The organism is Lactobacillus sp. B4007, assembly GCF_026535895.1.
In the GTDB taxonomy this organism is placed as follows: Bacteria; Bacillota; Bacilli; order Lactobacillales; family Lactobacillaceae; genus Lactobacillus; species Lactobacillus panisapium.
Genome location: NZ_JAFNPA010000001.1, coordinates 68,020 through 83,185, shown reverse-complemented (window position 1 = coordinate 83,185; position 15,166 = coordinate 68,020). Strand labels below are relative to the sequence as shown.

13 protein-coding genes and 1 pseudogene are annotated in these 15,166 nt (G+C 35.0%); 9 read left to right on the top strand and 5 right to left on the bottom strand.

From position 1 onward, the window contains the following. The 6 genes from J3U54_RS00435 to J3U54_RS00415 all read left to right on the top strand — a co-directional run. Nucleotides 1–3,313, top strand: a 3,313-nt coding sequence (locus J3U54_RS00435; RefSeq protein WP_267384345.1) for a DUF1542 domain-containing protein, incomplete at its 5' end; no start/stop codon positions are given. 323 nt (nt 3,314–3,636) lie between these two features. Then, complete coding sequence (locus J3U54_RS00430) at nt 3,637–4,011, top strand: hypothetical protein (RefSeq protein ID WP_103752417.1); 375 nt, start codon at nt 3,637–3,639, stop codon at nt 4,009–4,011. Between the two features lie 1,240 nt (nt 4,012–5,251). Beyond that, entirely contained in the window at nt 5,252–5,608 is a 357-nt protein-coding gene (locus J3U54_RS00425; RefSeq protein ID WP_267384342.1) for a hypothetical protein, read from the top strand. Between the two features lie 4 nt (nt 5,609–5,612). After that, a complete protein-coding gene (locus J3U54_RS00420; RefSeq protein ID WP_267384340.1) occupies nt 5,613–5,750 on the top strand; it encodes a hypothetical protein in 138 nt (45 codons plus the stop codon). A 155-nt stretch (nt 5,751–5,905) separates the two neighbouring features. After that, nucleotides 5,906–6,025 carry an IS3 family transposase gene (locus J3U54_RS09105; RefSeq protein ID WP_416381963.1) on the top strand — a complete coding sequence of 40 codons (120 nt, stop codon included), beginning with the start codon at nt 5,906–5,908 and terminating at the stop codon, nt 6,023–6,025. Between the two features lie 229 nt (nt 6,026–6,254). Next, on the top strand, nt 6,255–6,728 hold the full coding sequence (locus tag J3U54_RS00415) for a hypothetical protein (RefSeq protein WP_220234733.1): 474 nt from the start codon (nt 6,255–6,257) through the stop codon (nt 6,726–6,728). Between the two features lie 359 nt (nt 6,729–7,087). On the opposite strand, the pseudogene J3U54_RS09100 reads toward J3U54_RS00415, so the two are convergent. Next, nucleotides 7,088–7,207: pseudogene (locus J3U54_RS09100) on the bottom strand (IS3 family transposase); the annotation flags it as partial. 1,460 nt (nt 7,208–8,667) lie between these two features. Between J3U54_RS09100 and J3U54_RS00410 the strand changes: the two are divergent. The 3 genes from J3U54_RS00410 to J3U54_RS00400 all read left to right on the top strand — a co-directional run bounded on the left by J3U54_RS00410 (nt 8,668) and on the right by J3U54_RS00400 (nt 11,752). After that, complete coding sequence (locus J3U54_RS00410; protein WP_103752422.1) at nt 8,668–9,537, top strand: Rgg/GadR/MutR family transcriptional regulator; 870 nt, start codon at nt 8,668–8,670, stop codon at nt 9,535–9,537. Nucleotides 9,538–9,971: 434 nt separating this feature from the next. Then, the gene (locus tag J3U54_RS00405; protein WP_267384337.1) at nt 9,972–10,592 is read left to right on the top strand and encodes an ATP-binding cassette domain-containing protein; all 621 of its coding nucleotides are present in this window, start codon (nt 9,972–9,974) and stop codon (nt 10,590–10,592) included. Beyond that, nucleotides 10,589–11,752: a hypothetical protein gene (locus J3U54_RS00400; protein WP_267384336.1), complete on the top strand. Its 1,164-nt coding sequence runs from the start codon at nt 10,589–10,591 to the stop codon at nt 11,750–11,752. The genes J3U54_RS00405 and J3U54_RS00400 overlap by 4 nt, the downstream gene beginning before the upstream one ends. A gap of 13 nt (nt 11,753–11,765) precedes the next feature. On the opposite strand, the gene J3U54_RS00395 is transcribed toward J3U54_RS00400, so the two are convergent. The 4 genes from J3U54_RS00395 to J3U54_RS00380 form a co-directional block, all read right to left on the bottom strand. After that, on the bottom strand, nt 11,766–12,479 hold the full coding sequence (locus J3U54_RS00395; RefSeq protein WP_267384334.1) for a TatD family hydrolase: 714 nt from the start codon (nt 12,477–12,479) through the stop codon (nt 11,766–11,768). Between the two features lie 161 nt (nt 12,480–12,640). Next, entirely contained in the window at nt 12,641–13,660 is a 1,020-nt protein-coding gene (locus J3U54_RS00390) for a linear amide C-N hydrolase (protein WP_267384332.1), read from the bottom strand. A gap of 183 nt (nt 13,661–13,843) precedes the next feature. Continuing rightward, entirely contained in the window at nt 13,844–14,416 is a 573-nt protein-coding gene (locus J3U54_RS00385; RefSeq protein WP_267384330.1) for a DJ-1 family glyoxalase III, read from the bottom strand. A gap of 40 nt (nt 14,417–14,456) precedes the next feature. Further along, complete coding sequence (locus tag J3U54_RS00380) at nt 14,457–15,122, bottom strand: HAD family hydrolase (RefSeq protein WP_103752428.1); 666 nt, start codon at nt 15,120–15,122, stop codon at nt 14,457–14,459. Nucleotides 15,123–15,166: the final 44 nt, after the last annotated feature.

Genomic DNA, 15,166 nt, shown 5'->3' with positions numbered 1-15,166 from the left:
AGGTATCCTTGATGCTCAAAATACTGGTGTTGAAAAGATTAAGGGCGAACACCATTCAAGTAAGACAAGCTTAGATGAGCAAAAGACCAATGCTAGAAACGCAATAGAGACTCAAGCAAGCACAACGAATAAGTTAATTGACGATGATAAGACCTTAAGCAAAGCTGAAAAGGATGCTCAAAAGGCAGCTGTCGCAAAAGATGTGACAGAAGCGGAAGCAAATATTAACAATGCTAGCGATGCTCAAGGTATCCTTGATGCTCAAAATACTGGTGTTGAAAAGATTAAGGGCGAGTACCATTCAAGTAAGACAAGCTTAGATGAGCAAAAGACCAATGCTAGAAACGCAATAGAGACTCAAGCAAGCACAACGAATAAGTTAATTGATAAAGATAATACTTTAAGCAAAGCTGAAAAGGATGCTCAAAAGGCAGCTGTCGCAAAAGATGAAGCAGAAGCGAAAGCAAATATTAACAATGCTAGCGATGCTCAAGGTATCCTTGATGCTCAAGATACCGGTATTAATAAGATTAAGAATGATTATCAAACAAGTAAAAAGACCTTAGGTGAGCAAAAGTCAGATGCTTTGAGTATAATTGCCTCACAAGCTAGAGTTACTATTTCATTGATTCAAAATGATAAATCTTTGACTGAGGAAGAAAAGAATAACCAGGTTAAAGCTGTATCAGATGATGAAGCACTGGCAGAAGCAAATGTAAATAGTGCTAGCGATGCCCAAGGTGTTCTTGATGCTCAAAATACTGGTGTTAATAAGATTAAGAATGATTATCAACCGGGCAAAAAGAGCTTAGATCAATATAAGCAAGATGCAAAGGATCGTATTTATCAAGAATCAGTTAAAATTAAAAAACAAATTGTTGATGATCCTACTCTGACTAACGAAGAAAAATCTGCTCAAAAGGCTAAAGTAGATGCTGATGTTCAAGATTATAAACAAAAAATTGATTCGGCAACTGATGCTCAGAGTATAATTAATATTCAAAATGATGGTATTACAGCTATTGATAATGATTATGAATCAAGCTTAACTTCCTTAGATGGACAAAAGAGTAATGCTAAGGCAGAGATTGACCAAGAAATTAAGAAAGTAAAGAACAGTATTGAAAATGATTCATCACTTGATGAGCAGACTAAAGCAAGACAATCTACTGCAGTTGAGGAAGAAGGTAAAACTGCTAAGGAGAATATCAATAATGCTTTAAATGCTCAGGAAGTTAAAGATGCACTTAATAGGGGTATAACTAATATTGATGCCCAATATGTTACTGACCCAGTAACTTTAGGTGATCGAAAGAAATATGCTGAGCAATTAATCACAGATGAAGCAGAAATTATTAAAGGACAAATTAATAGTGATCCTAGCCTTAATGATTTAATTAAGAGTCAGCAAGTCTCAGCTGTTGAAGCTCAAAAACAAAAAGCTATCGATAGAATAATTCAAGCTCCAAATATTATGTCTGTTCAAAATGAATATGCTGATGGTATTAATGCTATTCATGCTGAATACAAACCTGGAAAAGATCTTGCAGTTCAAAAATCTGATGCAATAACAGCACTAGAAACAGAAACAGCAACTATTACAAACGTAATTAATAATGATCCAAAATTGAATAAAGTTGCCAAAGATGATCAAATTGCACAAATTAATTCAATACTTGAAATATCTAAGAATAAGATTAATCGTTTAACAACTTCACAAGAAGTGAGTGATGAAGAAAATGCTTCAATCAGTAAAATAGATGCAGCTTATGTACCTGGTAAATCTCTAGATAGCCAAAAATCTGAAGCAGTCTCTAAAATCGAAACTGCTCAAATTGGAGCTATAAATAACATTAATTCAGATAGTAGTAAGTCTGAAGAAGAAAAAGCTAGAGAAAAAATAGCTGTAAGTAAAGCAGCTTCAGTAGCAAAGAATGCGATTAACAATGCAAGTAATTCACAGCAAATAACTGATGCACTTAATAATGGGCTTTTTGAGATAGATAAAGCTCAAATTCCAAGTGGTTCAGGTTCAAACGGTTCTGGCGGCTCAAATGGATCTAATGGTTCAAACGGCTCAAATGGATCTAATGGTTCAAACGGATCTAATGGTTCAAACGGCTCAAATGGATCTAATGGTTCAAACGGCTCAGATGGATCTAATGGTTCAAACGGCTCAGATGGATCTAATGGTTCAGGTTCAAACGGTTCTGGTTCAAATGGCTCAGGTTCAAACGGCTCAGGTTCAAATGGTTCCGGCTCAAATGGCTCAGGTTCAAATGGTTCCGGCTCAAATGGCTCAGGTTCAAACGGTTCCGGTTCAAATGGTTCCGGCTCAAATGGCTCAGGTTCAAATGGTTCCGGCTCAAATGGCTCAGGTTCAAACGGTTCCGGCTCAAATGGCTCAGGTTCAAACGGTTCCGGCTCAAATGGCTCAGGTTCAAACGGTTCCGGTTCAAATGGCTCAGGTTCAAACGGTTCCGGTTCAAATGGCTCAGGTTCAAATGGCTCCGACTCAGCTACTTCTGGTGCTGGTGAACAAGTTAAGGGTGAATCTGTAGATAGAAAGTTGAAACATAATGCCTACTTTTATGATAAAGATGGTTTAAGGGCTAACCTATTAATTGCTAAAAAAGGTTCTATGATTTCAACTTATGGTACTGTAAAAATCGGTAACAGAGAATTTTATTTAATAGATGATGGCCTATATATGGCTGTTCATAATTTTGAGCAGAAAAAGCGTACATTAAGACGGAATGCGTATATCTATAACCAAAAAGGAAAACGTATTGGAAAGAAGGTTCTAACAAAGAATTCTAAAATTGGTACATATGGTGATCCAGTTTCTATACATGGTAAACATTATTATATTATTGGCTCTAATCGATATGTAAAAGCAGCTAATTTTTCTCCAAGTGCTTTAGAAGTGAATAATATTCTTGCTGATGGAGTTAAAGCAGATGCAGAAGTTATGCATAATGCTTATATCTACGATGATAAAGGAAATAGACTAAATGGAGTAACCATTAAATCTGGTTCAAAAATTAATTTAGGTGAAACAAAATCGGTTAATGGTCGTGAATTCATTGAATTTAGTAAAGGAAAATATATTGCAAGTGGAAATGTAGAAGGAACTTCGAGAAAAATAAGAGTAAGGTCTTATATTTATAATAAATATGGACATAAGAGTAGTAAAAAAGTACTAAGTAAGAATCGTACGTTACAAACTTATGGAAAGCCAGTTTCAATTAATAAGGAAAGATTTTATATAATTGGAAATAATAAATTTATTAAGAGCAAAAACTTTAAATAATTTATTGTACAAAAATAAAATTTAAAATTACCTCTTAAGATATATCTAAAGAACGTTGAGAATTCATTTTCTCAACGTTTTTTGTATTTCTTCAATTTAACTAAATCTTATTTTTAGACGAAAAAAAATAGGAAAATATTTATTAGTTTTCTAATATTTAAGATACATAAATAAGCAAAGCTAATCCAGAATATACTAAATTGTTAAATTTAATAAATATAAATATTGGTAGCTTAAAATATTTTTTATAAAGGAAATTTTACTAATTTGTCTAATTATTATATAATTTTTGAAACATGTGTTCGATATAAAGGAGGAGAAATATGCAAAAAAAATTTAATCAAAAGGAATTTGATCAAATTCTTGATAATTTTTTTAAAACCTATCAAGATCGTGGTATGAAAAAATGGCAAGGATTTTTTCTAAGTGACCATACCGCGATTATGAAAAAAAGTAATAGTCAACGTTCAACTATCAATCATAAAAAATCTACTATGACCGTAGAAGCTGTAAGTGAAATTTTAATGAAAGCCTATGCAAACCATCGTCAAGTTTCAGTTCAACTTAAAGAACTTGATTTTGAAGGAAAGTTGCAACCCGATATTTTTGGTTTTGTTCAAGGATATCAGGTAGATGAAGTATTGATTTCCAGTGTTTGGATCGATTTAAATAATATAAATCATATTGATTTGCATTAAGAATGTATATAAAGTAAAAAATAATAGTTGATGATTTGTTAATATTTAATTGGCAGTTAAAATTATAATTATACATTATTACACTTACAAATTTAATATCCTTAAATCGGTTATTGACTAGTTTATTACTTGATTCGCTAATTTGGTAGATATGAGTGAAAATACATCTATCTTTGTGACAGGTAATCAACTTATTTACATTTTCAAATACTAATTTTGTAATTATTTATTCTAAAATGGGTGGTACATAGAGTTGTCGATTGTATTAATAATTACCATATTTATAGTTTCCCCACGATAAGCTTTATAAAGCAGTCATCAAGTTGAGTGTTGTCGTGAGCATTTTCAAGTTTAACGAGCCAATAATTATTAAATTCGTGGTATATCAAGTAATTAATTTACTAATTGGTTTTTTGCGACTTCTATTGGTTCTATTCACTCGCTATATATTTATATTCTTGGCACTATACTTACTGTTAATTAATGGACTTCTAACTAGCGCTGGCGATTTGAATATAATTCTGGATTTAATGTCTGTATACTATTTTCTATTGCATTTACCAAAATTTTGAAGCGTGTCTCTTTAAAACAGGCATAATCTTAATTAGACTCGTGAAAAAGATCTTTTTACATATTAAAATAAAACCACTTGTAAGGTAAATAAGCCAATTAATGGATTATCAAAATGCTTAGTAATAGGTATTTACCATCTTAAAAAATAAGAACTTTACTTATCGAAGGGAGTTATTAATAAAAGGGTATAAAGTTCCTTAAAACATTCGGTTCTATTGCCGATATCAAGACTGAGCTGGACTTCTTGAAAGATGTCAAGGTACCAAAAATATTTACTTGGGATGGAAACAGAAGCTGATTGCGGCCATGTACTTTGTAAGCGGCGCTCAAGTATTATTTAATGGATGAAATTACTAATAGGCTAGACGAAACAAGTCTGCTAAAACTCTATATACGATTAGAAGAAGAAGTTACTCAGAATAATAAATGTATTATTCTGACATCGCATTATAGCAGCGGGGTTAGAGTTGAACATTATCACCGTTTGGTATTAAAAGAGCAAGAATTACATGAGTTAAGAGAATGAGTTCAACCGTTTTTTCAATTAAAAAAAGTTTGTAAAAACAAACTAACTCCTGAAGTTAACCCTCTAGATTGAACCGAAATCTATCTGGAGGGTTTTGCTATAGTTAAATTTACCGTTGAATAAAAATTACAAGCTCTTAATTTGCTAAAAGAAGTCTACAGCACCTGCTCTCTGGCGCAAATAATTGGCGCTGAATCACATCAAACAATTGATACTTGGGCTGCGCAATACCAGCGCTTTAGGATGCAAGGCTTAAAAATTCGGCACACACTGCAAGATTATGGTGGTTATTTCAAGCTCCGAGTCTTAAATTGGAGAAAAGATTATGACGAGACCTATCAAAATACCGCCATTCACTTCAAGATTTCCTCCCCCAAGGGTCCTCGGTCCTCACAGGGCAAGAAGGCCAAGAATCGCTTCCAACAAAAGTTTAAGACAAATCAATCGGCTTTATCAAAAGGTAGAAACCGATATCAGCGAGTTTCTCTATGGCAATAAGAGTATGAGCGAACGGATATATTTTTCACCCTTTAAAGATCTTTACAGTGGTGAAATCATCTGCTACACCACTAGTCAGCGGCCGCAGACCAAGTATGTTCTGGACGGACTCAAGCAGGTTTTAGCCGCCCAGCCTGCATGACGATTCACAGCGACCAAGGCATTCAATACCAGTCCAAAGCATATTGCTAGACCCTAAGGCAGCACCACGTTTTTGAAATCGGCGACCTGTCAAAGTCTCTTTCACATCATGAAGGTTGAGCTAGACTACTACACCCATACCTATCCTACTAAAAAGTGCTGCAGGAGGCGATGGAAAAGTGGATCGAATACTATAATCAAACTAGAATTAGGCACAATCTAAAAGTCCACACTCCGATTGAATGTCGGAATACGGCCTTAGCGAATATGAAATAATGTTAACGTCCAATTCTATGGGTTAACTTCATCCTCTATGCTTTTCTTTAATTGTCATAATCTTGATAACTGTTTTTTTATGAATAAACGGACTGAATCGTATTTTACGCTTGAGCACGAAACACAAACGGCAATTACCGATTTACGTCATCAAGATATTAAATTAGAAGTTAAATTAATGTAAATTTCTCTGAAAAGTCTACATTACCAAGAAACTCGAAGAAATTTATTGTCTAATAAGCAAACCTTAAAGCAAAATCAGACAATTTTAGCAGCGATTAAAGCTAATCATCTTACGAAAGCTTATACACTTATTTGGTTACAGAAGAAAAAGGAGCATCAATATTTAAATAGCTCGGAAATAGGTAATCAACAAGCCAAATTTGGCGTTGCAAAAAATGTACGTTTTTATGGTTACTTAAGAAAACAGCCATTAGCTTATGAAAGTCAAAAAATGCCAGTAACTGGTTGGGAATTTTTGCTTCAAATTAATGCTCAATATTTGTCGTATTTATTTGCACTAGTCGCACGCATTACTCTTACACTACTACTATCAGATTCGTATTATCACAGAATAAAAACTGTGCGGATATTGCCGCTCTTACCTGGCAAATTAGCTATTTATGACATAATCATTGGGGTGATTTTAATAGATGGTGGTTTTATTCTAATAAACCTAGTAATATTTTTGTTAGCAACGTAGTTTCAGGATCAGGCAGTTTATCATATCCTGTTAACACTTTTTATCTAAATGACGCTCAAGTAACTATTAGTTGTGTTCCGATTGGCAATCTGATTGTACCAGTACTTTTTTACAAACATTGAGTATATTATTTTGGGTTGCTTTCGTGCGATTATTTGCTTAAATTATGAGTGACAAGTTACCAACTTTGTTACTTGCGCTTCTAGTAATAATTGGTGGTAATGTAGCTATTACAGTTCTTAAGCCATTATTTTTTAACATAAGCATGATCCGGTAAATTGTAACGAATAAAACTTAATCTAAATTAAAAATCCCTCAAGTATGATGTGAACCTCAAAATTAGGACAATCTAATAAATTTTAACTAAGGACAAGGACTAATTCCCGATATTCAATCGGACTTAGTCTTTTTAGTTTTACTTTAATTCTTTGTTTATTATAGTAACTGATATATTTTGGGATTGCTTCTTCCAGCTCGTTTAGATTCTTAAACTAGGTTTCAAAGCCACAGGGCATTTTTCATTTAAGTAGGCCAAAGAAGCCTTTCATCAATCCGTTATCTAACGAGTTGTCTTTACGTGACATGGACTGTTTGATTCTACGGTCTTTTAGCCATGCTTGGAATTGAGAATGCTGGTATTGCCAGCCCTGATCTGGATAAAAATTAGGCTATTTAATGTTGTATGCTTGTGCCAAGTATATTTTAGTATATTCATAATCTGTTTTAAGATTATGAATTGAATAAGTAATTACCTCTTGCTTGCAGCCATATGAATGGAGTGACGGGTAGGTTTTCTGACCATTACGTTTGATTAAGTCGGGCTTAATTTGACCCTAGGTCCCGCAATAGCTGTTATACATGCGCCATTGTTTACTGACTACACCAAAGAGCTTCAGCTTGCTCTTCAAGTGTTACACTTTTTGTGATTAATTAGCAAACCGCGTCGTCTAAGTTCCAGGGTAATGTGTTGATAGCCATAGCGGTGCCGGTGTTATTTATAAATGACTTTGATTTTAGTATTGGTTGTCACGATCCTTGATTTTAAGTTCAAGCCGGTCAATCTTTAATGAATTAGTTCTCGAAGGTTAATTTAAAGTTCTGCTGGCGTAAATATTCGTTTTCTTGTTTCGGATGCTTGATATCTTGGTCATAAGATCTTAGTCATTTCTGTTTTATAACGACATTATACCCGTTTTGAGATATTAAAGTAGCCAATTGTGGAGCATAACGCTACTTTTTAAGCCTAAATTAAGTATTACTCTAGGCAGTTTCGTATCTAATTGATATGCGCTGAAGAATCTATTACTTATGGTTACTAGGAGAATTAGTGTAAGGCTGTTCTAAAATAGCTAAACCGTGCTTCGTAATAAGAGCAAGCAAATATTTAATGTTAGCGGTATTAATGACATAATGTTAACTCAATTCTTTAGGCCTAATGTGATAATTTAGCTATAATAAAAACCTCGAAGTTCTTCTAACCTAGGAGTTCATATCAGCATAAATATTGTCTATTTTGTTTGTATTAGCTCAATTTACTGTTCTAGAGCCATTTCAGGCAGACTGCTAACATGTTTAACTCCTAGTTTTATGACATAATAATTAGTTAGGAAAAACTTTTTAACCAATTAGCTTATTGAAATAATTACAAAAAAAACACGATTCCTTAAGTTAACAGAATCGTGCAGTAAATTTGTACTGATTTTAATTAATGTCTGATTTTTCAATTTATACTTCAAAGGTAATTCCAAAAGGCTTATTGTCAGTACATAAATGGCTTAAACATTGTTAAAAAATAAATGTTAGCTTGAATTAGCCTAAGAAAATATTACTAGCTGCGATTGCATGCATAATTAATGCCGGAATCGTAACAACTGAGTCACCAATTAAAATCGACATTACAAATTTTTTCAATAAGTTCTTTTTCATCTGAGGTCCCTCCATGTACGATAAAATATACGGTAAAAAATTTAAACAATTACGCGAAGAAAAAAGATCTAGTTTAGAAACTACTTCTCGGGGTATTACTTCAAAATCATCGCTCTATTATTGGGAAAAGGGAATGGGTGATATGTCGTTTAGTAAAGTTATCAAAATGCTTGAACGGTTGCATATCAGACCGGAGGAGTTCTTAGCAAATAGCCTGAACGCATACTTGGATATCAGTGATATTAGTACTGCTTATCTAGAAAATAATTATGATGTTCTAAGATCACTTGCTAAAAAATATTTAACCGTAAGTCGTAAAAACCCAACAAGTCGGCGTGAGTTAATCCGAGCTGCAATTGCCTGCCATCATCTAATGGCAGCCAGAGGTGAGAATCTATTTTCATCCCAAGATTTGGAGAAACTCGAAGAGTTGCTGTCACAAATTGATGAATGGTATTACGAAGACGTTTATAATTTTGGCAATACTTTAAGCTTGCTCCCCAGTAACCGTATATACGGTTTGACCAAGTTACTAATCAAGAAGCTTAGCCAAAACCAGCAAAAAGCCTATGACCAGTGGCAGCATTCTGCATGGAATACATGTTTAAATGCTGTTTTCACTTTGTTTTATCGGAAATTTGCCAAGGTAAAGAAATTAGTTACAGAACTTGATACCATTAATATGGGCTATTCCTTTACGTTTGAAAAAGTTCGTCTTAAATTTGCTCATGAGGTTTTGCTTTACATCCAAACGGGTGATGAAACTCGTATGCTGCAAGTTTTTTTCCCCTGCTTGGATTATCTCGGTATTGGTCAACTAGTCGCTGACTTAAAAAAAAGCTTTAAGCGGATTAAGAAGATCTACACCAAAGAAGTAATCTAAACCAGTGTTAATGGTACACTTATAGCTAATTAATGCCAAACTTGTTCAACAGAGTGAACGATATTTTTTTAAAATTTTAAATTTTGATATTCTAGCACTATAAGCTAATCCTACTAGTTAAGACTATTATTTTTAATTTATGATTAGCGGAATAATAATATTCACGTCTAAAATATCATTATTTGCTTTCTATGTTAGCTATCAAATTTAATAAATAAATTACTTTATTATTAACTAAATTTTGAAAAAACGATAATTTTGCAGATTATATTTGCTTAATAAGTTACAATAAATTTTAGCACTTAGTAAAAATACTTTGGAAATTTTAAAACAAAGTAATTTTAAGTTGTCTAACTGATTAGAATGTTAAATACAGTAATTGATGCTAAGACAAGTTATTATTCCAATCATTTTTACTTTTAAAGGAGTCCTAAATGCTAACAATTAATAACTTATCAATTAACTATCATCGATCAATCTTACTTAATTTTAACTATCAGTTTCAAGTAGGGCAGTTTTATCAAATCACATCCGAAAATTATACTTGCCAAAGCAGCTTTTTGCGGGCAATAACCAATATTACCCCTTTTGCAAAAGGGGAGGTCTTAATTGATGAACAGCCATACTCTGGAGCAAAAGAGAAAGTATTTTTCTTCGAAAGCTGCGACTGGTTTAATTTAAACTTTAATAGCTTGGATTATTTGAAGTTTGTTAAACATCAGTGGCAATCTCATGCCAATCTGACCGATGAATTAGCTTTTTTAGGGATAAGTGAATATGCCAAAGTACCTATTCAAAAATATACGCAAGCAATGAAGCAAAAATTGCTGATTACAATGTATTTTATTAGTGGTGCTACTTATTATTTAATGGATGAAATCACTAATCACCTTGATCAAGAAACTTGTTTGAAGGTCTATGCGCGGCTTGACGAAGAAGTTAGTGAGCAAAATAAGTGTGTGATTGCTACTTCACATCAAGACAGCGGTATCGAAGTTTCGAACTTGCATAAGATGGTCTTTCAAAAGCAAATGATATACGAGGTGGTGAAATGAACTCGTACTTTTCATTTCAATTCAAAAAGATTGTTAAACAGAATCTCAAAACAATCATTATTAGTGTGTTGTTAATTGTACTTTTTGGTTTTCTTGATCTTGATCTGAATTTTCTGACAAATGGCGCCTTGTTTGAAGGACAAAATAATTGCGTCGTCAGTGCTAATCACGTTGTCGTTCATGACTCCAAGCCAAAAGCTGAAGCCCAAAATAAGTCTCACCAGGTTAAAATTGAGCCTCAATCAAAAAATGCTGCCAGAGTTTCGACTAAGGATTCCCGGCTAGCTAGGGATGAGCAGGCTAAACACTGGCACCAGGTTTATGAAGTATCGAATAATGATTCTGATGAGCTAAAACTGAGTGAAAACAATTATGAAGAGAAAGATTGGCTTGAACAAACCAAACAATTTCTAGCAAATTTAGGAAAACATCCAATTCCACATGAGGATTTAAGTGACATGACGGGTATTCAGCTTCTACTAGAACTAAATAATAAGTTTTGGCCTGTTTTATTTAATTTAGTCATTATTTTTGTTTTGTCATATCTGTTTACTAGTTCATATAAAGATGGTGATGATATTTCCGCCATTATTCCTATTAGTTCTGGTAAAAAGTTCTTAACTAATATTGGGGTGGGCTTACTGCTTGTCAGTCTGATTTATCTTGGTCTCAATTTAGCAGTATTCTTAGTCTCATCCCTAATTTTGGGGATGGGCAATATGAACTATCCTTATATTGTTCACAAAATGACAAATGGGCAAGCTGTGCTGGATGTTGTTCCAGCAGTTAAGCTAATTCCGCAGACGATTATTATTCAATTACTTGAATTTTTACTGATTACTGTTTATGTCAACTTACTGGCACGAATTTTTCGGCATTTATTCCCGACAATGCTGGTGGCGACTTTCCTCGTTGCCGTGGGCAGTTTAGCGACGGTAATTATTGAGCCAATTAGGGCGCTTGCAGCTTGGTTACCTACCACTTACCTTAACTCGCTCAGAGCTATTTCTGGTTCTACAGCTTACGATCTTAATAATATGCAGGTTAATTTTGCTCATGGCTTAATCACTTTGCTTCTTGGTACTTTAATTCTGTTTGTAGCTACCTTATTTCTTGATCGGTTCCAACAGAAAAAGTCTGAAACAATAATTCGTAGTTAATGGGGCAAGTTTATTACTTGCCTAAAAAGCGTTGTAAATTAGCGGCGACTTGCTTTGCCAGCATATTTTTATCAACCTGACGCAAGTCCGCTAAGTCCGATAGTGTTTGGTCTAAAATAAGAGGGTAGTCTTCGACTTTTACCGGTTTATTTTCCAACCACTCAACCGAACTTAAGCCATCTGTCTCAATTAGCAAGCGATTTAAGGGGACCTTTTTTGCCAGCTTAATTACGTTAGCATCGTCTAAAATAGCTAGGCAGAAGCTGAAATAACAGTTAAGATCGACATATTCCCGCTGGTAATTACTGCAATCGTACCAATGAATTAAATAGCGATTGGGAAATTGCCTGATTGTAGCTAAAATGGTCTTTTCGCAGCCCTTAGTGTGTAAAATAACTGGCCGATTAGATGCTTGGGCCCACTCAATTTGTGCAGTGAAAACTTCCTTTTGGCAGTCCAAGCTATTTTCTGTCCAAACGGAATCGAGCCCGATTTCACCTACAACGTCAGCTTGCTCAAGATAGGGCAATACCTCTTGCAGGGTTAGTCTGTTAGCATCCCATGGATGTATGCCAAAACTAAGGGGCTCCATGTTCCGGGTCAGTTTTTGGTTAATGTGCCATTCCTCTGGTGTCTGGCAATTAACAATTGTTGTAATCTGTTTTTTGACGAGCAAATGTGCCAGTTCTTGATTATTTTCTAAATGGCAATGAGCATCTGTTAGCATAAAATTAGCTTCTTTCCGTTAATTAAAAGTAGACGGTTAACTAATAATATAGCTGGTCATTAATTATTATGCAATTAATTTTTAGCAAGCAAAAAAGGATTAGTATTTAGTCAATTGCGATTACTAATCCTTTTTCTTTTGCTATTTTTGGGGTTCAGCGATTATTTTTTAGCTTCTAAAACCTGGAAATCATGTTGAATAGGCTCAGTTAACTTAGTGGTGATCGCCGGATCCAGGGTAAACTTTGTCATCGTAGGGCAGTCTTCAGGCTGGACATATAGACTTCTGTTAGTGACGTCGTAACCTGCCCAGTAGCCCGTATAATCACATTTAGTGCTATTTTCTTGTAGATGTTCAATTCCACGGGGAATCATCACCGCTTTAAAGACATTGTATAGCTGGGTAATGCCCTGATCAGAATGAAATGGCGCTAAAAACTTGGAAAGATAGGTTCCGCGTACAAAACGCGATGGCGCAGTATAATCGCCGGGTAAGCCGATTAAGCCGGAACCACTCTCAATTTGCTTAATATTTAGCTTTTCAGTCAGTTGTTGGTGGCCCAAATTATGGTTGGTCAACTGTAAATAATTACGTAAATTATCCAGGTGCCACGAATATTCTGGGCTATTAGTCATGACTCCGATACCATCATAAATCTTAAATGCACCTTGTTTTACCGGTTCTAAAATAACGCTATGGCCTTCAGCATCGCTAAAAGTATAGTGCATTGGAATTGGGGTAGGGATGCCGGTATCGGCTTCTTCCCAATCAGGATAAGTTGTTTTTTCCTGACCTAAATGAGTGAAAGCCTCTTTTATTTCGGTAATAGAGCCAAAATTACTCAAGACGTAGCTCACGACTTCTTCACCAATAATAGGTTTTAAACCACGTTTTTCAAGGTTTGAAGCCGTGTCCCAGGAAGCTTCTTCCAAGTACTGGGCATCGCCAACAATACCGGCACTGTTAATCCCATCGTTAAAAAAGAGCGAGTTATTAACATTAATGCCCATGAATGCATATTTAGTTGTCCAACTTTGGTGCAATCCTTTTAATTCGAATTTTGCGGGATAAGCCGTCATTTTGCTATCAGCACTTGGCTTAAATGGATCAAAGGTAAAATCCATTGTTCTTCCCCAAAATACATCTCCGTTATCTGCCGTCACAGCAATACTCGTACACATTTTATTACCTCCTGCTTAGTTATTTGCATTTTTACGTGCAAGTAAATCTTAGCATATTTTAACTCTAGCTCTGAAAAGAAATTGTGGTTATTAATTACTAAACAGTTAGAAAGTAGGGGGCTTGGCAATTTTATTATAAAAAAAGACGGAACTATTCAGTTCCGTCTTTAACTAGTCGCAATTTTAAATATTTGCAGCTAAATAATTATACAACATGCCATCTTTGATCTCGCGGGTATCAATTCCCAGTGCTTCAGCAATTGCATAGGCATATGCCCAGGCCGTTGCTGGCCCACGGCTAGTAATAACTTTGTGTTTATTATCTGTCACCGTGATCGTTTCTTTAAAATGTCCGGTTGGGGCATCTTTTTTAGTTTGTTCATCAAAGCCAGGATAGCAAGTATAATCTGCATCATCCAAGACACCATATTTTGCGAGAGCTATGGGAGCGGCACACATTGCTGCATCCCACATGCCGTTTTCATGCCGTTTAGCCATTAGGTCGCGCAATTGTTCGCTAGCCCGTAAGTTTTCAGCACCAGTTTTACCACCCGGAAACGCAACTACATCATAGTCAAGCAGGCGCTCGTCCACAACTTGATCACAAGTCAATAGAATATGATGATCACCATTAATTTGTTTACTGGTAAGTCCAACCATATCAGTTTGAACGCCTAGTCGGCGTAAAACATCAACGACACTCAAGCCTTCGACTTCTTCGCAGCCATCGGCAAAAACTACAGCAGCTTTTTTCATTTTTCGCAACCTCACAATCCGTTTTATTGTTTATTATAAACTAGCTTAGTTCAAGGTAAAACAACAAATCACTTAATGTGGTTAAGTGAATAGTAGGATTAGGATGAATTGGCGTTTTAATATTTCTTGGTGCAATCCAAAGAGAAGCTAAACCAGCATTTTCTGCGCCTTGGATGTCATCAGCAAGATCAGTTCCAATGACCAAACAAGTAGCAGGATCAAGATTTTGTTCCTGAACAATTGTCGTTAGAACCTCTTCATTCGGTAACCTTTGCACAAAGTCATCCTGAGTGTAAACAGCTGAAAAGCAATTGAGTAATTCACTTTCGTCCAAGCGCGAGGAGATTGTTTCCCGGTCTTCCTTGGAGCACAGAATTAATTTGATTTGATCATCCATATCACTTAATTCTCCAAGAAATAGCCCAACATCTTTGACTAATTGCTTTTGCTCTTTCATCTTCTGATAAAAGATTTTTCTTGCTGAATACAATTCATGGCGACAAAAAGTCTGTAAAACTAGTTCAATCCGATCACTGAATGTTAAAAACTTGATTTGGCTGAGCAGTTCAGCATATTGGATCCTTTGTTTTGGTCCAAAACCGCTAGCGACTTCATCTAATGTTTGCCGGAGAGCGTTCCTTTCAGCAACTCCTTCATTGAGGATAGCTCCCTCAGGTACAAAGATTAAAGAGTCAAATTTTCCCATATTTAAAAATCCCTTCTTAATTTGATATTAATTGCATTATAATA